The sequence below is a fragment of the Clostridium senegalense genome, assembly GCF_018916625.1.
In the GTDB taxonomy this organism is placed as follows: domain Bacteria; phylum Bacillota; class Clostridia; order Clostridiales; family Clostridiaceae; genus Clostridium_J; species Clostridium_J senegalense.
Map to the genome: position 1 here is coordinate 26,215 of NZ_JAHLNC010000001.1, position 20,920 is coordinate 47,134.

General features: G+C 26.5%; 25 protein-coding genes. 3 read left to right on the top strand and 22 right to left on the bottom strand.

Features of this window, described 5'->3' with window-relative positions:
- Positions 1 to 120 precede the first annotated feature (120 nt).
- The 7 genes from KQI36_RS00130 to KQI36_RS00160 all read right to left on the bottom strand — a co-directional run bounded on the left by KQI36_RS00130 (position 121) and on the right by KQI36_RS00160 (position 3,977).
- Positions 121 to 486 carry a dATP/dGTP pyrophosphohydrolase domain-containing protein gene (locus tag KQI36_RS00130; RefSeq protein WP_199869903.1) on the bottom strand — a complete coding sequence of 122 codons (366 nt, stop codon included), beginning with the start codon at positions 484 to 486 and terminating at the stop codon, positions 121 to 123.
- A gap of 79 nt (positions 487 to 565) precedes the next feature.
- Positions 566 to 865 carry a DUF6506 family protein gene (locus KQI36_RS00135; protein WP_216449121.1) on the bottom strand — a complete coding sequence of 100 codons (300 nt, stop codon included), beginning with the start codon at positions 863 to 865 and terminating at the stop codon, positions 566 to 568.
- Between the two features lie 79 nt (positions 866 to 944).
- On the bottom strand, positions 945 to 1,409 hold the full coding sequence (locus KQI36_RS00140) for a GNAT family N-acetyltransferase (protein ID WP_216449122.1): 465 nt from the start codon (positions 1,407 to 1,409) through the stop codon (positions 945 to 947).
- A 90-nt stretch (positions 1,410 to 1,499) separates the two neighbouring features.
- Entirely contained in the window at positions 1,500 to 2,279 is a 780-nt protein-coding gene (locus KQI36_RS00145; RefSeq protein ID WP_216449123.1) for a GNAT family N-acetyltransferase, read from the bottom strand.
- A 73-nt stretch (positions 2,280 to 2,352) separates the two neighbouring features.
- A complete protein-coding gene (locus KQI36_RS00150; protein WP_244991436.1) occupies positions 2,353 to 2,838 on the bottom strand; it encodes a GNAT family N-acetyltransferase in 486 nt (161 codons plus the stop codon).
- A 189-nt stretch (positions 2,839 to 3,027) separates the two neighbouring features.
- Positions 3,028 to 3,324 carry a hypothetical protein gene (locus KQI36_RS00155; RefSeq protein WP_216449124.1) on the bottom strand — a complete coding sequence of 99 codons (297 nt, stop codon included), beginning with the start codon at positions 3,322 to 3,324 and terminating at the stop codon, positions 3,028 to 3,030.
- A gap of 230 nt (positions 3,325 to 3,554) precedes the next feature.
- Positions 3,555 to 3,977, bottom strand: coding sequence for an OsmC family protein (locus tag KQI36_RS00160; RefSeq protein WP_216449125.1), 423 nt, complete (start codon positions 3,975 to 3,977; stop codon positions 3,555 to 3,557).
- 130 nt (positions 3,978 to 4,107) lie between these two features.
- Here KQI36_RS00160 and KQI36_RS00165 point away from each other — a divergent pair, with 130 nt between their 5' ends.
- A complete protein-coding gene (locus KQI36_RS00165) occupies positions 4,108 to 5,010 on the top strand; it encodes a LysR family transcriptional regulator (protein WP_216449126.1) in 903 nt (300 codons plus the stop codon).
- A gap of 93 nt (positions 5,011 to 5,103) precedes the next feature.
- Here the strand turns inward: KQI36_RS00165 and KQI36_RS00170 are convergent, their stop codons facing one another.
- The 14 genes from KQI36_RS00170 to KQI36_RS00235 form a co-directional block, all read right to left on the bottom strand.
- The gene (locus tag KQI36_RS00170) at positions 5,104 to 5,874 is read right to left on the bottom strand and encodes a hypothetical protein (protein WP_216449127.1); all 771 of its coding nucleotides are present in this window, start codon (positions 5,872 to 5,874) and stop codon (positions 5,104 to 5,106) included.
- Entirely contained in the window at positions 5,867 to 6,349 is a 483-nt protein-coding gene (locus KQI36_RS00175) for an RNA polymerase sigma factor (protein ID WP_216449128.1), read from the bottom strand. The genes KQI36_RS00170 and KQI36_RS00175 overlap by 8 nt, the downstream gene beginning before the upstream one ends.
- A 481-nt stretch (positions 6,350 to 6,830) precedes the next feature.
- Positions 6,831 to 7,604 carry an HD domain-containing protein gene (locus tag KQI36_RS00180; RefSeq protein WP_216449129.1) on the bottom strand — a complete coding sequence of 258 codons (774 nt, stop codon included), beginning with the start codon at positions 7,602 to 7,604 and terminating at the stop codon, positions 6,831 to 6,833.
- A 123-nt stretch (positions 7,605 to 7,727) separates the two neighbouring features.
- Positions 7,728 to 8,021 (bottom strand): hypothetical protein, encoded by a 294-nt coding sequence (locus KQI36_RS00185; protein WP_216449130.1) that lies wholly within the window; start codon positions 8,019 to 8,021, stop codon positions 7,728 to 7,730.
- A gap of 568 nt (positions 8,022 to 8,589) precedes the next feature.
- Positions 8,590 to 9,213 (bottom strand): VanZ family protein, encoded by a 624-nt coding sequence (locus KQI36_RS00190; RefSeq protein WP_216449131.1) that lies wholly within the window; start codon positions 9,211 to 9,213, stop codon positions 8,590 to 8,592.
- A 269-nt stretch (positions 9,214 to 9,482) separates the two neighbouring features.
- Positions 9,483 to 10,298 (bottom strand): MBL fold metallo-hydrolase, encoded by an 816-nt coding sequence (locus tag KQI36_RS00195; RefSeq protein WP_216449132.1) that lies wholly within the window; start codon positions 10,296 to 10,298, stop codon positions 9,483 to 9,485.
- A gap of 227 nt (positions 10,299 to 10,525) precedes the next feature.
- A complete protein-coding gene (locus tag KQI36_RS00200; RefSeq protein WP_216449133.1) occupies positions 10,526 to 11,194 on the bottom strand; it encodes a class I SAM-dependent methyltransferase in 669 nt (222 codons plus the stop codon).
- Between the two features lie 299 nt (positions 11,195 to 11,493).
- Positions 11,494 to 11,832, bottom strand: coding sequence for a DUF3784 domain-containing protein (locus KQI36_RS00205; RefSeq protein WP_216449134.1), 339 nt, complete (start codon positions 11,830 to 11,832; stop codon positions 11,494 to 11,496).
- 201 nt (positions 11,833 to 12,033) lie between these two features.
- Positions 12,034 to 12,399 carry a hypothetical protein gene (locus KQI36_RS00210; RefSeq protein WP_216449135.1) on the bottom strand — a complete coding sequence of 122 codons (366 nt, stop codon included), beginning with the start codon at positions 12,397 to 12,399 and terminating at the stop codon, positions 12,034 to 12,036.
- A 322-nt stretch (positions 12,400 to 12,721) separates the two neighbouring features.
- On the bottom strand, positions 12,722 to 13,171 hold the full coding sequence (locus tag KQI36_RS00215) for a GNAT family N-acetyltransferase (RefSeq protein ID WP_216449136.1): 450 nt from the start codon (positions 13,169 to 13,171) through the stop codon (positions 12,722 to 12,724).
- Positions 13,172 to 13,463: 292 nt separating this feature from the next.
- Positions 13,464 to 13,784, bottom strand: a complete 321-nt coding sequence (locus KQI36_RS00220) for a TfoX/Sxy family protein (protein ID WP_216449137.1) — start codon at positions 13,782 to 13,784, stop codon at positions 13,464 to 13,466.
- 241 nt (positions 13,785 to 14,025) lie between these two features.
- Positions 14,026 to 14,436 (bottom strand): NUDIX hydrolase, encoded by a 411-nt coding sequence (locus KQI36_RS00225; RefSeq protein ID WP_342357371.1) that lies wholly within the window; start codon positions 14,434 to 14,436, stop codon positions 14,026 to 14,028.
- A gap of 370 nt (positions 14,437 to 14,806) precedes the next feature.
- Positions 14,807 to 15,604: an alpha/beta fold hydrolase gene (locus tag KQI36_RS00230; protein ID WP_216449138.1), complete on the bottom strand. Its 798-nt coding sequence runs from the start codon at positions 15,602 to 15,604 to the stop codon at positions 14,807 to 14,809.
- A gap of 56 nt (positions 15,605 to 15,660) precedes the next feature.
- On the bottom strand, positions 15,661 to 16,191 hold the full coding sequence (locus tag KQI36_RS00235) for a signal peptidase II (RefSeq protein WP_216449139.1): 531 nt from the start codon (positions 16,189 to 16,191) through the stop codon (positions 15,661 to 15,663).
- A 370-nt stretch (positions 16,192 to 16,561) separates the two neighbouring features.
- Between KQI36_RS00235 and KQI36_RS00240 the strand changes: the two genes are divergently transcribed.
- Together KQI36_RS00240 and KQI36_RS00245 are read left to right on the top strand one after the other, a co-directional pair.
- Positions 16,562 to 17,857 (top strand): hypothetical protein, encoded by a 1,296-nt coding sequence (locus tag KQI36_RS00240; protein WP_216449140.1) that lies wholly within the window; start codon positions 16,562 to 16,564, stop codon positions 17,855 to 17,857.
- Positions 17,858 to 18,278: 421 nt separating this feature from the next.
- The gene (locus tag KQI36_RS00245; RefSeq protein WP_216449141.1) at positions 18,279 to 19,574 is read left to right on the top strand and encodes a hypothetical protein; all 1,296 of its coding nucleotides are present in this window, start codon (positions 18,279 to 18,281) and stop codon (positions 19,572 to 19,574) included.
- A gap of 532 nt (positions 19,575 to 20,106) precedes the next feature.
- Here the strand turns inward: KQI36_RS00245 and catA are convergent.
- Entirely contained in the window at positions 20,107 to 20,751 is a 645-nt protein-coding gene (gene catA, locus KQI36_RS00250) for a type A chloramphenicol O-acetyltransferase (RefSeq protein ID WP_216449142.1), read from the bottom strand.
- Positions 20,752 to 20,920 lie beyond the last annotated feature (169 nt).

Here is a 20,920-nt window from a genome sequence, read left to right on the forward strand (position 1 = left end):
ATTTTAACTTGTAGGATTTTGAATAAGCACATTAATCTATGAGTGTTAAAGTTTGTACTAAATTACATCTATAATTGATATATTTTCTATATAAATCTTATAACAGCCTCACTCGCAATTCTATTTGATTTCTTGTAAATAGTTCGCATGTTCTTCATCCCAGTTACGTCCCATATTCTTATGATATTTTTTAATATATGCAGATGACAATTCTTCTGCTGATATACCATAACATAATAATGCATCATTAATAAACATCATAACGTCAACAAATTCCTCGATAAATGCATTTCTGACAGTTGCATTATTCATAATATCATTCTCTCCACACTTTTTTATAACAGAAACAATTTCACCGAATTCTTCCATCATCCACAATAAACAACTTCTCCCATACTCTGGTGTAAGAGCATGCCATTTTTCTTTATGTTTATCTTGCAACTCTTTTTGAATATTCTGAATATCTTTTAATGATAAAATATCCACGTAAATGCCCCCTATTTAACTACAATATTTTAACTTGCTCTATAAAATTCAAATTCAACAATTATATAATTCTTATCTTTTATTCTCCAAAAAACTTCTCAAATAAATTATCTTGCTCAGCCTTATGCGTAATATAACCAATAGCTATTTTATTATTTGTAAGTTCTATCAACTTTTCAACTTTTTCCTCTCCAAAGGCACCGCATAATTCAATTGCTCCAACTCCTTCTTTTTCTAAAAGAATAAGCTTGTCGCATGCCTCTTTAAAATTTCTAACAGTAAAAATATAAGTGATTTGTTTTTCAGTCTCAAAACAAGCTTTATGTTCTGTTGGATTATAGTGACCTCCCATAAGTAAAAATGCAAATTTTTTCTTCATATTAAATTACCCCCATTTTTATAATTATTTTTTTATTATATTAAACTAATTAATTTACATTTTGTAACTAAACACATCCTTATAATATAAATTCCATTGGTGTAAATACAATCCCTTGAAAATTTTGTTGCTTGCTTAAATCTTTGAACCCTATTTCATGATAAAAAGGTACTGCATAAGGCGAAGCATTCAATGTTATTTTTTCAACTTTCTTTTTTCTTAGTTCTGTAATCATATAATTGAACAAATTTGTTGCAATACCCTTTCTATGAAACTCTTTGTCTACAAAAACACATGATACATGGTTATTTTCACTTACTGATATAATCCCAGTAATTTCTTGTTCTAAATATGCTCCATACATAAATTGTTTACCATTTTTAAAACGGTCTTTAAATTCTTCACTTTCAATAAAATTATTTTTAAAATTGTCTACTGCCTCTTTACTATAATCTGGTGCAACAAATTCTGAAAATACATTCCAAATTAAAGAAAATGCTTTATCCAATTCTTTACTTTCTACTCTTCTAATTAAATAGTTCATTTTTTCACTGTCAACTCCCTATAAAACTAATAAAAATATAATATTAATCAGTTTTTTTTAATCTATTCACTTCTTACTATAGCTCAATTCTTAATACAACTTAAGAAACAAATCTATCCTTTCGCCTATTTTGCTAAAACCAATTTTTTTGTACATTTCTTTTGCAGTATCCTCCTCATCAGTAATAAGATATATAGTATGACATTTTTCTTTTATAGCTGTATTAATTAAACTCTTTAAAATTGTTGTTCCATATCCCTTACGTTGATATCTAGGAATAACATCAAAATCTTCAATTTTTGCAATTCCTTTATATATGAATAAATCGCAATTACCTACTACTTGTCCATTATGATAACAAAGATAAGAATTAACTCCTTTATCAGAAATGTATACTTTTCCACGTCTATAACTTCTCCTTGTACAAAAGTCTTTTCCAAGTGTTTTCTCATCATGTTGTAAATCACAATACAAAATGTCATTTACCATTTTTTCATTACTAACTTTTTTTACTATACAATCTGGTATAGCTTTCAATCTTGAAAAATATTCAATATCAAAAGTATAATACCCATTTATAGATATTTCTGAATCATATTTCAAACTAGAAATCAGTGAACTATTAATATTATAATTTGAAAGAATATTACAATAGTTCTCCTCTTCACATAATCTTAATGAAATTTCATTTTTTATGATATTTCTTAGTTCATTTTCACTCATTGAATTTTTTATATAAGTGTAATTATGATAATACATATCCTTCAACTCATTATCACGAAATCTAATTATATTTTTATCTTCATAAGAGTCTGAGAAACATTGTATATATTTAGTTTCACACTCTACAATTTTTTCATCTATCAACATAACATTCCCCCATATACTTTAGTAAACTTAATTTATTTCAATTCCCATACAAATTGAATTGTAAAATTTATTTTTAATTAAATTCCTCAAAACCAAACTTTTTATACAAATTATAAGCAGGCTTATTATTGCTATGAACATCTAAAGTAATACAATTTATATTATTTGCATACATATCATTTATACATGTAGCTAGTAAAATAGAACCTACTCCCATATTACGATAATTTGGTGTTATATGTAGCGAATAAACATATAATTCTTTTTCTCCTTGTGGTAAACCTATCAATAACCCAACTACTTTATTATTATCATACGCTAACTTAATATATCTTTTAGAAAAGTCTCCTAATCTTCCATTAAAAAGTTTTTCAATAAATTTATCTGGTTTCTTTCCCCTAACATCAGGGTCTAATATTCCTACTGTGAATTCTACTAAATATTTATTTAAACTTTCTTTTAATTCATCTCCATATAAATCTAAATTTTCAACTTCAAATTTAGAAGAATTCGATATATGTCCATTTAGGATTTTTTTAAGCTTAATTTTCATATTCATTACTCCTCCACGACTTTTCTGATTAGATTAAATTTTAAGAAAATTATATCATATTTTTGTAAATCAACCTAATATTGTATAATTTATATGTCTAAAATTATTGAAAATAATATAAAAATACCGTAATATTCATCTCTAAATAATACGGTATATACAATCATTTAAATTTTTAAGTTATATTTACCTAGATTAAAATAATCCAGAAATTATTATTAATATAGTAAAAATTATTAAGCAAATCATAGATATATTTGCTGCAACTTTTGCATAACGATGTGTTTTATATTTATATCCAATAATAACTGCTAATCCAAATAAAGCTAATCCTATTAAAGCATCTGGAAACCTTATCCCAAAGAAATTCATTAAATATCGTCCTATAGATTTATCCCCTATACAGCTAAATTGAAATATTATTGCTAATATAACAATAGGTGCTGCTAAACTACCTGGGCCTAACTCTTTAACACTAATATCTTTTCTCATGTATTTTCCCCATTTTATTATGTTAATAACATATAAATCCCTCCATAATTATAACATAATTTCAATAATATTCCTTTAAACATTTATTTATTGTCTTAATTACATATATAATAAATTTAATTATATATATAAATACCGTAGTATTTATCCCTAAATAATACGGTACTCTTATGAATTGTTCGCTTTTTAATTGCCACGTTAAGTAAAAATCTTTTTAATTAAAAGTAACATTACTCTTCAATAAAATTAAAATCCCAAGTTATATTAGATTTATAAGTATTAGCAACTCCACTTTCCACATTAAACGCAATTTCAAGTATATCTTTTATCATTTTTGGTGTCATACCCTTTCCTTTTATGTTATATAGAAGGTTAATTTCTTCTATAGGTTTTGGAGCCTCTGCTCCTCTTTCTCCATTAACAATTACTTCATACTCTGAAATCTGTGCACCTTTAGCTTGTAACATCGCAACTGTATCTACACTTGTACATGCTGCAACTGCATGAAGAAGTATTTCAATTGGTTTTGGTCCTAGAACTTTTCCATTATTCATTTCCTTTGGACCTGCCATTACAAACTTTGCTCCTTCTGGAGTTGTACCTTCAAATACCACTCCTTCTCCAAGCCATTTTACTACTGCATTTAGTTTCATATTTAACTCCCCCTACATTTTATAATATGTTATGCCTTTGATAAGATAATAACTCATAGCAATCAAAAATAAAAATTGATATAATAAATGATAGTCATATAAAAAATTTATGGATAGAAAGGATATTACTATGGAACTTCGCCAACTTAATACATTCATTACTGTAGCGGATTTAAATAATTTCACTCGAGCAGCAGATGTACTTGGATATACCCAACCTACTGTTACCTCTCAAATACAATTACTTGAAAGTGAACTAGGTGTTCGTTTATTTGAACGTATTAAAAAAAATATTTCTCTCACTTATGAAGGAAAAAAATTTCTTGTTTACGCAAAAGAAATAGTTGCTATGTGTGAAGAAGCTAAAAACACAGTAAAAAAGAAACCAATTCCAAAAGGTGTAGTAACAATAGGTGCATTAGAATCATTATGCACAACCCGTTTACATATCCTTCTTAAAGATTTTCATGAAAAGTTTCCTGATATTGAAATTATATTAAAAACTATTAAATCTACAGAATATGAGGAGCTTTTACTGGATAATCAAATTGATGTAGCCTTTTGTCTAGATCGCATAATAAAAACTTCAGATTTTATTGTTGACCTTGCCATACCTGAGTCTTTAGTGTTACTTACAAGCCCAAATCATCCTCTTACAAAACTCTTTAAAGTGTATCCTGAAGATATTGCCGACCACCTTTTTATCTTAGCCGAAGAAGAGTGTAGTTATAGAAGAACTATATTAGCAATACTTAATAATCTTAATTTAAAACCTAAATCAATTATGGAAATTGGTAGCATTCAAGCAATGAAACAACTTGCGATCAGTGGCTTGGGCATAATACTTTTACCTAAAATTACAGTTAAAGAAGAACTATTTAAAGGTGAACTTGTTGAATTAAACTGGCATGGTCCTGATTTTGAATTTTTTACACAGGTAATCTACCATGAAGACAAATGGATATCCCCTGCTCTGCAAACTCTATTAAACATCACTAAGTCAGCTCTTCCATTGCAGTACTGTAATGATTAATATAAAGAAGCTATAATGATATTAAAATTCATTATAGCTTCTACTTTTTTATACATAAAATTTAGCTACTTTTTGAAATTTATAAATGGTTTCCTATTTTGCATCTATAATCTCGTGAGCCATTTCAACCAATTCATCTTGTGATATATCACAGTCCATTGCTAAGAAAGAATAATAAATACCATCTTGTTTCCACTCTAAATATTGAACCTCAGAAATCTTTTCCTTATCAGAGCCATAACTAAATACATATTTACCAGATTTCTCATCTTGTTTATCTTGTTCTGTCATTTTATAATCTTCTGGAACAAACTTATTAGTATATGAATTATAATATATATCTATATTATTATAATTATCAACAGCAGTTTTATCATCTAAAGCTTTTCCTAATATTACATTTTGCATAGAAAGACGTACTTTATTATTATCTTTTTCATAATCAAAATCAAGCGATTTACTCTTTGCCACAGAATTACCTTTTATGTCTAAGCCTTCATCAGTTTTAGTATACGCATTTTTAAATGTATATCCATTACTAAATTCATTAACTAACTTAGGATTAAAACCAAGATCATTTTGTATTTTTTCTTCTGTCGGCATAGTAGTATAAGTTGGTATATTACTTCCATGTGAAGTTATAGAAAATATTTTTCCTCCTGCAAATACAGTTGTTCCGATTATCATAGCAGCTGCTAATGCAACTACCGTCCTTCTTTTAAATGATGGCTTTTTATATAATGTTTTAACTTTCATTTCATCAATCTCCTCTTCATTACATAAACTATTTAATGTTGTATTTATCTTATTTTTAAAACTTTTTGGTGTACTTGGAAAGGCATCCTTCCAATTATAATTATTCATAGATTTCCTCCATATACTCTAATTTTATTTTTAATAATTTACGCCCTTTTGCTAATCTACTTTTTACAGTTCCTTCAGGTATCTTCAAAATTTTCTTAATCTCTTTTACAGAATATCCTTCTACATAATAAAGAACAATTGTAATACGAATACGCTCTGGCAAGTTTTGAATGGCTAAGTATAAGTCGCTATAGTCCTTCTTATCATCAATCTTATCAAATTCAAAATACTCTTCATAAGATACTGTTGAACATTGCTTACGTTTTAAACTATAACATTCATTTATAAGTATCCTAACTAACCATGTTTTAAAATATTGTTCTTCCTTTAATTTATTTAACTTATTATAAGCTTTTAAAATTGCTCCTTGCACTGCATCCTCACAATCTTGGTCATGAATCAAAATTGATTTAGATACATGATATAAAGTAGATTCAGCCTCAAGAACCCTATCTATAAATTCCTGTTTATTCAATTGACTTCCTACCTTTCCTCGCAAATTGTAGCGCTACTTTTTTGCTTTACACTAATTAGACGTATCTATATGCTAAAAGGTTCACTTTATTTTTGTAAATATGTAAAATATTTAATTTTATACACTTCTATTTTAACTTTTTCCTTTATATTTTTATCTCATAATTAAGACATAACAAAAAACACCGTTATTAAAAATTAAATTCTACGGTGTTTTTAAAAATTATTATATATATTTAATTGATATTCCTAAGACTAACAGGCATAGTACATGGATAGGTCTTATTATTTCACATAAAAAAGATACTGTTACACTCTCAATAACTAATAAAATAATATAATAACATTGATAATTGTAAGTGTATAGTTAACAAACATGCACTCATTACTAAACCTAAATAATGTAATGTATAAAATTCAAATGTATTTCTCATATTTATCTATACATAATTTTATTAACTATTAATAAGTATAATATTCATTTACATAGAATTTAATTTACATTTTATATGATTATTACAGTGTGAAAATATTCTCTCAATCTCAATATCCTCTGGCAAATCTTTAAATATCCTTGAAAGATATCTTTCTGATTCAAATATTTCATATGATTGATTGTAACACAAATCAAATATCAAACCTAAAATGGCTAACTTTCTATCATATTTATATTTAATATTTTTGAAATCCACCTGTCTACTTTCCATAATATCTCTAATAATTTCTTCTGAATACTCTTTTTCACAAGATAATTCTTCTAAATCATATCTTCTATCTTCATTTTTATCTGTCTCTAAATAAAAAGCATCTAATTTATCAGCATCTCTAATTAATCTACTAAAGAATTTTATATCCTCCGATTCACTTTTAGGTATATAGAGGCAATTATGATAATCAATTGATTTTAGAACTATATCTTTCTCATCTTCTTTTAAATTCTTTAATACATCACACTCTATTAAAACATTTATACTTATTTTTCCATGGCTACCTGTTATAGCGTCAGAAAATGTACCATAATCATAATATTGTTTAAACCTACCAACATCATGAAATAATCCAATTATTTCACATAATTTAAGATTATTTTTATCTAAATTTAGTTTTTCACCAATTTTTAAGATATTATCTCTAACTCTATAAGTATGCTCTCTTTTTAATTCATAGTTAATTACTACCTTTGAATCTTTACAACTTAAATATTGACTTAAATAATTTTCAAACCATATATAATAAAATTCCATTTCACTATTCATTAATAGACCTCCAATTTAAATAGATACATTTTCCTTATCATATTTATATTTCATTATTTAATTAAAAAAATATTTTCGTCATATTTCAAAAAAATTATAACTTAATATTAAATTATATTATACTTAAAATTTCATAACGCAAATAATTGTTATTATCCATGAAAATATCAACACTGCAGTAATAATTGCTTGTATTTTTTCTGCTCTAGTCAAATCTTTAATATATGTAGATCTTTCCTTTGGTGGTAAAGCTGTGAATAAATTAGTTATAATGATACTCACCAAAACAAAACTTATTATCATAAATGAAATTTTATAATAATTTATAGGAATTATATTAACTAAACAAAAAATATTTAATATTGTTCCTATCGATAACACTATTGCAAAAATATAACGTTGCATTTTAATAGTCATATTTCCCACCTCCATATATTATATATTTTTTCTATAGTGTTCCAAGCATGTACATAAAGCTAAGCCACTTTATTCCAATAAAATATTTTTCTTTTAAGCTTTTAATACATTATGTAATAATAAAGAATTTAAATACGCTATTCATTGAAAATTGATTTAGAAAATCTTATAGATTTTTATTTGATTTTTTTGACCTAATCCAAGGACGGATTAGCCGGTGCACCAGACAAGGACGTCGCTTCTCCGGGTAGTCATAAAAATCAGATAAAAATATATTTAGAGTTTTTTTGAAATTTTCACAGACTAGCATTTTAAATTTTTTCATTATTACTTTTTAACACTACGCATTTGGAATTTTTAGGCTTAGCTTTATGCCTATAGTGTTCAAAGTTAACCTTTTAAATTATCTATTCCAAAACTTGGATACATAAAATAGTGAGACATACTCCGAATCATTTAGAATGAACACTATATTTTTATAAAAATATTTTAAAGTTATTGAATAAATTTAAACTGGAGCTTGATTCCCTATAATTAAGCGAATTTTAATTAAATTTTATCTAATAATTTAAAATCCATAAAGTAACTTTGCAAACCCAAATTCATTAAATAAAAGAAAACGTCCCATAAAAATTACAGCTATATATATGATAGGCTCCCATTTAAAGTAATTAAATGATTCATTTTTACTTTTTATTATACGAACAGATATTTTATATATACCATATCCAATTAGTCCACCTATAGTATTCAATATTAAATCATCAACATCAGTACTTCTATTATTTAATAATTGAGTAATTTCTATAAACATTGAAAATGAAAATGCTGATATAAAAATATAAACTACTTTATCATATTTTTTCCATAAAAAAGGAATCAAAATTCCAAACGGTATAAAAAGTAATATGTTTTGCAAATATCCAACTATATCAATTTCATTAGAAAATGGTATAAAGTTTATGTTTGGCCTTCTTTCAAAGTGATGATAAACTATATCATATAAAGTTCCTGTTCCTGTAAAATAAAATACTGAAATTATATAAATTGCAAAAGCAATAGTAATTCCATAATAAATTTTTGATGTTACTATACCCTTACGTTTATTCATATTATTCAATATGAATAATATCACAATAAATGGAACAAACCCTGTTAAAAATTCATATCCAATAAAAATCAAATTATCCATAATATTTACCTCCAAATTATGAATTATATATCTATCATATATAATTTTCACCTAACATTATCTTATTGTTACAAATAATTTATAACATATTTTGTAAATATAGGTTTTAAAAATTTAAAAATATATTTTATTTTTACTTCATTTTATATTTAAATTACCATGTAAAAACACCGTAGAATCCATTTGAATAATACGGTATTTTAATATATTGTTTATATTTACTTTTTAAGTTCATTAACAAATTGAGATTTGTGGATTTCGTGTTAGGATTATATTTTTTCAAGCATATCATAACTCAATGTACGAAATACCTGACAATAATTTTTAAATCCATCCTGCCCAATAATATAAATATTTGGCATATAGTCCATTCTTGCTTTCGAATACATAATACGTTCCACCCCATTGTCTACAGCTGTATGATTGCTTAAAGCCACATCAACTTTTTTAATCATTGCTTCACTGATAAAGTAATCCAATGACTTGAGATATTGTTTTACTTCATTTTTTATCCATGGTGGCGTCGTACCTCCCCATAAAGCTGCCATATATGTCTCTCCATTTTCCTTTACAGGGAATATGTAGCTTAATCCTCCAGGAGTATGACCAGGAGTATTGTAAACATATATTGTTTTATCACCTAATGTTATGATATCACCATCCTGAACATAAACATCAATTTTGTAATCTTTCCACGTTTCCGGCCTATCAGGCTTTGTTGGATGTTCTCTCCAAAAAATATCATCTGCTTTAGAAAGATATGTATCAGCATGATATTTTTCAACAAGCCATCTCCCACATCCTGTATGATCAACATGACCATGTGTCAAAACCAGTTTTTTTATTGTATCAGGATTCCACCCTACATCTTTAATCGCATCTATTATTGCTTTAAAAGCTTTTTCTGATGGCCAAATAGCATCTATTATTATCAACCCATCACTTGTATTTAATACAAAACAATTTGTTTGTTTTTGTGCGAGAATTAGTAAATCATCAAAAATCTTAGCATGGATAAAAAATGACATATCCTCCATTGCTTTAATTGTTTCTTTTGTAATAACTGGTTTATTTAATCTATTCATTTAGTATACACTCCTCTGTACAATATTAATTTTATAGTTGCACAGAGGATAAGCGATTCTTTGGATGCATACATAAAAATATCTCCATAAATTCACCTTCTTTACTTTATTTTATTATCATGAATCAATTATAACATATTTTGTAAATACCGCATTATTCAATTTTCAAGGAACAAATTTTAATACTCATTTCGTCTTTTAATCATAAAATAGATTAACTTAACACTTTATTCTGCTCCTTTTCTACAAACGCAATGAAGTATAGAACCATCCTCTTCTTTATAAACTATACCTCTTTTACACTCTATAATTGAAAATCCTGCCTTTTGAGCCAAATCTATAATTTCATTAGTGGTAAAGGCTTCCCAATAGCAATCTGTATTTGCATAGGGGAAAAACTTATTTTCATTAAGATATTGTGGACATTTTGCTTTTAAGAATTTTTTATCATGTCCAGAAAAACTAATTATTCCATTACTTTTCAAAACCCTACTGCATTCTTTTAAAATATGTATTTTATTGTCCTCATCATAAAGAAGACCGAAAGTCTGTGACCATATTATTACAACATCAAAAGTATTACTTTCAAATGGTAAGTCTAATCCATTGGTTAACAAAAATTCAATATCTCGTTTACTTTCTAAAGCAATTTTTTTTGCAGGTTCTATAACCTTTTCAGAAATATCGATAGCCGTAATTCTAAATCCCCTATCATACAAACAAAATGCTTCTCTACCCATTCCACAACCTATATCAAGAATTTGTGATTTAATGGGGAAATGAGAAACTACTTCGGTTTCCCAAATTTTCAATTTCTTATTAGTATAATCTTCCATATCCCTTATTGCAGGTTCCTCAGAGTATAATTTTTTTACAATTTCTATACTACTCCTCATATACATCCCCCAATGATATTCATAAATTTTGCTTCATAGTTAATTACAATTTTGTCTTAACTCCCAAGAAAAGTTTATCATATTTACCATCTTATTGCATTGATTTCCTATACCTTTGAGGAAGTTTTATTTTTCATTCCATATTATTTAATTTTTAAAGAACATTTTACTTAGCACTTTATAAAATTCTTGCATTAAAAAATACCGTATATTCATTTCTAAATAATACGGTATTTTAATATATTCTTTTTTATTTATTTTTAAGCTCCTTAACAAATTGAATTTTTGCTACTATAGTCTTACTTTTTTTCTACCAGTAAGCAATTCTTTGCTCCAATATAACCAATAGTAAAAACAAGCATAACCATAATTACTCCAAACGTTACAATTGAGATTACAGGTTTAATAAACCAAGACAGCAAAAATCCACATATACCCACTGCTGACATTATAGCAAGCATTTTTTTTAAACGGTATATGGCTATTCGAGGATCATATTTTTTCTGTTCCTCCACATCCATTTGTGAATACCACTTTATCCACTTAGAGGATTTTTCAACATTCACTATTGAAAAAACTATATATATTGCCAAAAAAGCAAAAGTAATTACAACAATGCCTCTTTGAAATTTATCCATCTTTCCCACCCCTCAGTTTTAGATTTAGTGTATTTTACATATATTTATACATCTCACAACTGCAATTATTTTCCCTTAATTATATTGCAACTTTATATACTCCTTTATTTTTATAACTTACTCTGAACTTTCTAATATTAATGATTTTGTTCTATACTATCCAACTTATAGTCACTCATAATTTTACTACAAATTTAAAAATTAATCTCTTTCTTTAATTTCATTTGTTATAAATGCTTTTGAAATATACATAGCATTTATTATATTATTAAAACGCTTATAGTTAGAAGTACCTTCATCAAATTTCATCTGTGCTTTTTCACATTTACTGATAACTGAAGAAACTGGACGTAATGCTTCTATTAATTCTTCTTTTGTATATTTTTCTATAACATTTTCATCTGATATTAATGATTTTGAAATATACATGGCTTTTATCCTATTCTTAAGAAGTGTATGTTGAGATGTTCCCTTCTCAAATTTTGGTTGTATTTTTTCACACCTATTAATAGTTGATGATACAACTCTTAGTGCTTCCTTTAATTCTTCTTTTGTATATTCATTCATAACATTTCACCTCAAATTTATAATTTATATAAACTGCATTATAATAAAATTTCTTGTAATAGAAAATAGTTATATTGTAGATTTTTATTAATAACTTTTTTTGCTTCCTCTATCAATTCTAAATCATTCCTATCAATGATACTTTAATAATCCTCTTTCATTGATTTATCACATTTATACTTTATTTAAATTGAGACATAAAAAACACCGTAAAACTCAGATTTGAATAATACGATATTTTAGTAAATTATTCATTTTTAAGTTGTAATATTAAGTATCAATAAAATTAATCTTAACAAATTGAAACTTATCAAATCTATATTTATAGTCTATATTCCATTTTTCTATATAAATCTTTAAAACCTAATGATTTATACAAAGAATACCCTTCATCTGTATAATCTAAAACAATTTTTGAAATCCCTTTTAATTTTGCTTCACCTATCAATAATTTTATCAGATTCGCTGAATGTCCCTGTCTTCTATACGCTTGCTTAGTATATACATTAAGTAACTCTCCCGTTTTTCCATTATAATTAGAAGGAAGTGGTATCGTTTCAAAGATACATAACATACATGATGAAACTATTTTTTTATTATCTACAGCAACATATATTATCAAATTATCACTATTTATATGCTTTTTAATATATTGAATAGTCTTTTCCCTAAATAAATCTACGTTTTCAATATTTCTTATTGAAGTAACAAATTCAATTCTATTTTCAACAAAGGCGTCAATATCACTTAATTCAAGTTTTCTATATTCCATGATTCCCTCCAAACTTTATATTGAAATAATTTAATCCTTTATCATTTATAGCAATTAACTGTTGTACATGCATATCTTATAAAGTAATTTTTACTTAAGATTAACTTATTATCATAAATTATAGCATATTTTGTAAATATGTCAGTGTTCAAATTTCAAAATATATTTTATTTTTAGTTCACCTTATATTTGAAAGACAACAAAAATACCGCAAATTCATTTCTGAATAATACGGTATTATAAAAGATTATTTATATTTACTTTTTAATTTCTTTAACAAATTGGAAGTTGCTTATTTCTTCTTTTTAGGTTTTGGTGGTGGCAATTCATCATACATAACTTCAAATAAGCCTGATAAGTATTCTTTATTATCAACTTCATCAACCAATAACATTTCTTTCGCACCCTCATATGGCAATTCATAAGATGTGGTATGTATATATGTAATTGCTGACTTAACAGGCTTTACCAATAATTTATCATCATATATTCCACCTACAATTTTCCCTCGATAGTAGATAATAAATTCTCCCATCATTGCTTTGTATGTTATATCTTCAAGTGTAGATAATTGACCTAAAATAAACTCCAAATATTCTTTACTTGATGCCATATCACTCATCCTTTCAAATTCCTATTTATCTATATCTCTAATACAAATAAATTTTACTTAAGATTATCTTATTACGAATTAATTATAACATATTTTGTAAATACCACATTATTCAATTTTCAAAGAACAAAGCTAATTTATCTTATAATCAAATTACAACGTAAAACACCCCAAAATTCAATTTGTGAATAATGCGGTGTTTGTAACAAATATTTTAAGTTTATTCTTGTAACATGTGGTGTTATTCCTTTGAAACAATATGTTCAATACCACTCATATTTCCTGATAATTTTATTTTAAAAAACTCAGGAAACAGGTGATATTGCTCTAAATTTTCAATCGGAAGCCAATACAAATGTTCTTTTTCACCTTGTCCTCCATAGCTTTTACAAACAAAATCCATATTGGTGTTTTCTTTCATCAAATAGAAAAAGGCAATTTCATGATAACATTCCTTAGTCATTTCTTCATGAAAAAAGTGTTCATGAACAAAGACCAACCTATCAATTTCAAATTTAATACCAGTTTCCTCAAGTGTCTCACGAACAACAGCTTCCTCAGATGTTTCATTTAATTTTACTCTTCCACCAACTGAATAATAATAAGGTGCATTATCATTTTTAACCATAAGTATTTTTTTGTCTCTTATTATAAGGTTCCAAGTTGACTCTTAAAATTATCCATTCCAAAACTTGGATATCCAAAATAGTGAGACATGCTCTGAATCGATTAGAATTCAACACTACATTTTGTATGAAAATATTTTAAAGTTATTGAATAAATTTAAATTGGAGCTTGTTTCCCTATATAATTGCCCCAACCCTGTAATTGAATATTCCTTCACTAGTTTTAAATGTTAAATCTTGCTCTTCCATACTAATCCCCCTATTCATTATATGGATTGTTTTCTTTTCACGAATTGCTCATATCACGAAACAACAATATAAAAAATCCATTTCAAAATAATGTTACATTGGCACAAATTTTTATATGTTAAGTTTAAAAAATAATATAAATTATTCTCATAACCTACAAATGAAATCACTTATCTCTTTGTTGACATCATCATAATTGTCTGCATTAGAAAAATGTGCTGCTCCTTTGATTATATGCAATGGGTACCCATCCTTTTTTGACCATGCTTCGCAATACTGCTTCACTTTTCCCGTTTTATCATATTCACCCAATAAAATGAGAACTGGAAAATTAAAATGTACCGACTCTTTTCTATCAAAAACTCTTCCATATGCTATCCCCATTTGCTCAACAATATCAGTTTTACTCAGCGGGTTTAACATTTTTAACATCATCTCATAGGCATATGTTGTTTTTGAAACCGCTTTTGCCATACTATTACGTAATATTTTATCAGGAATACATTTTGCCATTAATTTAACCTGTTTTAACCACCATCTGTCTAATACGGAATAGTAAGATAATCCCAATGGTGTTGTATCCAATGCAATAAATGCACTTACTCTATCGGAATATTGTATTGCAAATTCCTGACTTGGATATCCACCCATTGACATCCCAACTAATATAACCTTCTTAATATTTTCTTCATCAAGTATATATTTTAACTCTATTGCAGTGTTTTCATAAGAAAAGTTGATATAAGGACGAGATTCTCCATGTAATGGAACATCCCATGTAATAATAGTATATTCCTTTGAAAAATATTCAACTTGTTTTTCAAACATTGTATGATTTGCAGTTAATCCATGTGTAAAAACAATACACCTTGCATTTTCATTAAAATTTCTATTTATCCAATAATGTGTTATACCACGTTCTGATTTTATAATTTTATGCTCCATATATAATTCACCCAATTTTCTCTTACTACATTAAATAAAAATTATGAAACTTCTACTTATAATTTTCGTAAAACATATTTAGTAAAATCTTTTACTATATCATCATCAATTTGGCTTAAAACCTTATTTTTTAAAATTAATGATAAAATTACTAATCCTATAAAAACATTAATATATACATCTTTTAAATCGAAGGTGAAAAAAACATTTAATGATATGTAATCTAAACTACCATTCCAAAAAACCTTGTCAATTAATGAACATATAGCACCAGAAAATATAAACGCATACATAATATTAATAATTTTCTTATTTCCAAATTGTTTATTTAAATATTGATAAAGTTGATATATTAATATACTCATAATTATTACTATTAAAATGTGTATATATTTACCAACTCCTAATTGTAACATAGAGTTAAACCACGAATAGTCCCTATTGAACATAGGATCAAAATATAGTAATGGCGGTAATATAGGAAATTTTTTATCAAAAAATTTGTTGTTGATTATTATTTTAATAATCTGATCTATTGCTACTAAAATAAACACTGATATATAAGTTTTTTTATTTTGAGTTTTCATTTTTATTCTGCACCACCTCATATAAATAAATTTTACATAATATATAAATAGAATTTAATGGAATATTTATTATCCATATTGTAGCATATTTTCAAATATAACACTATCATTTAGGGATGCAATCTATAACTTAAACTTATACATCAAATTTTTGTTATTAGTTGAGAAAAATAAGTGCAAATGTAGTTAGTTAAGAACATTAAATATTTTAAGGTTATTGAATAAATTTAAATTGGAGCTTGTTTCCTTATATTTACTCTACATTTTCTAAAATCTTAATTATGTAACACTCTATATTCTATATCAATATAATATAAAATAATGAGATAATAATATTAAATTATATAGTATAAATACGGAGTTGATATATATGGCAAATTCACTGGTTTTTTCCGATGTTCCACAAGCATTAAAAACACAAATTTATGGAAATAACTTAAATCAACCGATAGCTGTTCAAACTGACTCAAATGGTAATTTACTTACTCAATTATCAAATACTGATGGAACTAACAACCCTTATAGTGTACCTTTGACAGCATTTAATGACTTAAGAACAATAATTTTGACACCTATGGCTGGTTGGACCTTTAATTACAACATTAATTCTGATTATATAATAACTACTACTGCTAATGGCGGAACTGCAACTCAAGGAGACTCTATGGCAATATTAAGTACAAGTACTGCCAATAATGGTTCTGCCAGAATAGCAACTAGAAAAGTATTACGATATTCTCCCGGATTAGGGGCTTTAGCACGGTTTACTGCAGCATTTACAGCTGGTGTTAATAATAGCCAACAAATTATAGGTTTAGGCGATGATACAGACGGTTTTTATTTTGGATATAATGGTACTGACTTTTCAATTCTTCGTATACAAAATGGTACTTCAAATTGGATTTCTAAAAGTAATTGGAATGTAGATACAATGGATGGTACTGGTCCTTCTGGAATGACACTTGATCCTACAAAGGGTAATGTATATACAATTCAATTTCAGTGGCTTGGATTTGGCGTAATAAACTATTATGTTACTTCCACAACAACTGGTCAACCTATATTAGTCCATAGAATTGAATATCCTAATACTGCTATAGTACCATCTGTTTATAATCCTAGTTTTCCTTTAACGGCTAAAGTTGTTAATAGTGGTAATACGTCTAATGTAGTATTAAAAACTCCATCTGCAATGGCATTTTGCGAAGGTGATGGTTATTCTCAAGCAATAATCACTAGAAATTCTATTTCTAATTCAACTGGTTCACTGCTACCAACACAACTAAATGTGCTAACTTTATTAAATACTTCTACTTTTGTCGGTAAAACTAATAGAACTCGTATACGTTTAGATTTTGTTTCTACTAGTATTGATGGCTCTGGTACTGTAAGATTTGATTTAATTAGAAATGGTACTTTTGGACTTCCATTGACATATACTTCAATTAATGCTAATACTAGTGTTATTCAATATTCTACAACTCAAACATCTGTTACTGGTGGGCTTCAAATATTCAGCTTTGAAGCTCCGATAAATTCAGGTGCCCAATTAAATTTAACTTCATTAAATATCCTCCTTGCTCCCGGTGAAACCTTAAGTCTTAGAGCTACATCTGGTTTGCTTACTCAAATCGATTGCTCTTTTAGTTGGGAAGAGTTATGGTAAATGAGATTTTTATTATTTTAATTTAATAATTTTTAATAACAAGGAATTTTTTATAGTTATTTTAAAAGTTCCTTGTTAATTTTATAAAGTTATTATTTTACTTTTTTCATTAAAATTATTGAATAAATTCAAATTTGAACTTGTTTTCCTATATTAATTCAAATCTTAAAGAACATTTTAATTCTCACTTCAACAAAATTAATTCATAATAATATTACATTTATGAACAAAATAATGTTATCATGAATTAATTCACATATATTGTAAATATAATATTGTTTAGTCTTTAAATAGCATTTATATCTTAAATTAATTGTTCTTAAATTTGAATTATGTAACACTACACATTCTATATAAATATACTATAAAATAATGAGATAATAATATTAAATTATATAGTATAAATATGGAGTTGATATATATGGTAAACTCATTAGTCTCTTCCAATGTTCCACAAGAATTAAAGACACAAATATATGGAATTAACTCAAACCAACCTGTAGCTATTCAAACTGACTCAAATGGTAATTTGATTACTCAATTATCAAATACTGATGGAACTAATAATCCTTACAGCATACCTTTGACAGCATTTAATGACTTAAGAACAATAGCATTAACACCTATGGCTGGTTGGACTTTTAATTACAACATTAATTCTGATTATATAATAACTACCACTGCTAATGGCGGAACTGCAACTCAAGGAGACTCTATGGCAATATTAAGTACAACTACTGCCAATAATGGTTCTTCCAAAATAGCTACTAGAAAAGTGTTACGATATTCTCCTGGACTAGGGGGATTAGCACGTTTTACTGCAGTATTTACAACTGGTGTTAGTAATAGTCAACAAATTATAGGTTTAGGTGATGATACAGACGGTTTTTATTTTGGATATAATGGTACTGACTTTTCAATTCTACGTATACAAAATGGTACTCTAAATTGGATTTCACAAACTAATTGGAATGTAGATAAAATGAATGGTACTGGACCTTCTGGTATGACACTAGATCCTACAAAGGGTAATGTATATACAATTCAATTTCAATGGCTTGGATTTGGCGTAATAAACTATTATGTTACTTCCACAACAACTGGTCAACCTATATTAGTCCATAGAATTGAATATCCTAATACTGCTATAGTACCATCTGTTTATAACCCTAGTTTCCCTTTAACAGCTAAAGTTGTTAATAGTGGTAATACGTCTAATGTAGTATTAAAAACAACATCTGCAATGGCATTTTGTGAAGGTGATGGCTTTTCTCAAGCAATAATTACTAGAAATTCTGTTTCTAATTCAGTTGCATTAACTACACCAACAAACCAAAATGTTTTAACTTTATTAAATACTTCAACTTTTGTAAGTAAAGTCAATAGAACTCGAATACGTTTAGATTTTGTTTCTACTAGTGTTGATGGAGCTAAAGCTGTTAATTTTAAATTGATTAGAAATGCTACTTTTGGAACTACACTTTCCTATACTCCAATCAATGCAAATACTAGTGTTATCCAATATTCTACAACGCAAACTTCCGCTACCGGTGGAATACAAATATTTACTTTTGAAGTTCCAATAAACTTAGGTGCCCAATTAAATTTAACTTCATTAAATATCTTTCTTGCTCCTGGTGAAACTTTGACTCTTCAGGCAACTTCTAGTAATAATAATCAAGTTGATTGCGCTTTAAGCTGGGAAGAACTATGGTAAAGGAAAATTTTTATTATTTAAATTTTAATTTAATAATTTTTTAATAACAGGGAACCTTTCAATAATTATTTTAAAGGTTCCTTGTTAATTTTATAGAATTCCAAATTAAATTTAAAAATTATTCATTTATCAAATGAGAAAACTCAAATTAATATTTTATCAATAACTAACAGATTATTTTAGTTAAAAATTAATAGTGAACAGCTACTAGTTGTGGTGATTATTACTCACTATGTTCCTAATAATACTAAACATATTTTTTTAGGAACAGCTTTGATTGTTTTAGGTTTTATTTATATTTTTTCTTAACTGATAACAAAAATTTGAATTTATTCAATAACTTTAGAATATTTTCTTTTAATCTTTTACTACATTATGTACTAATAAAAAATTATTCTTCCTTATCTATCTTGTCTGTTATTTTTATTACAATGTGAAAATACCGTAAAATTCAGTTTTGAATATTACAGTATTTTAATTGATTTAATATCTAATATTATTTTCTTAATATCTTAAAATTGTTAATATAAATTTAGCTTAAACTATTTAATAAATTAACATTTATTAATTCTTGCAATTCATTTACAAAGCGACACACATGAAATCCGTCACATACTGCATGATGAACTTGTATAGCTAATGGTAAAATATATTTATTTTTTTCTTCGTAATATTTCCCCATTGTAAAAATAGGAAGTAAATAATTATATCCCTTTTTCAAATTCAAATTAAATCCCTCAAATGTTGTCCAAGGTATCATTGATACTGTAAAGCTATTAATAGGCATGTTTGGCTTTGCCATCAGTACTTTTACAGAGGCAAACTTCTTAACATCCTTTTCATAAAATTCACAAAACAAACCATAATCCTCAGAGTATTCTGTCCATATACTAGAGAATGTTTCTGTATCTTTGTGAAACACTGTATAGCTTGGATTTAACTTGTCAAAAAAGCCCAATTTCCCATCCTGATCTAATGTCATTCTAAATTCTTTATGATTATTTACAACTTTTGATATAAAGTATAACATAGCTGGATAAATTTTTTGTTTAGATTTTATTATTTTTGTTATATCAAGTTTTACGGTCATACTATAAGTACATGGAACATTTGAAAAATAATGATTAAAGTATTCCTCACGCTCCCAATTGCTTCTATTAATTATTCTAAAACACATTATTATTCTCACCTTTCAAAATAAATTGTAAATTTATTTTACCATATCTTCTAACACCGTATCATTCAATTTTCAAAGAACATTATTTGCGTGTGAATTTTCAAAAATTATATCCCTTAATAATCAAGATATGACACAAAAACACCACAAATTCATTCTGAATTTACGG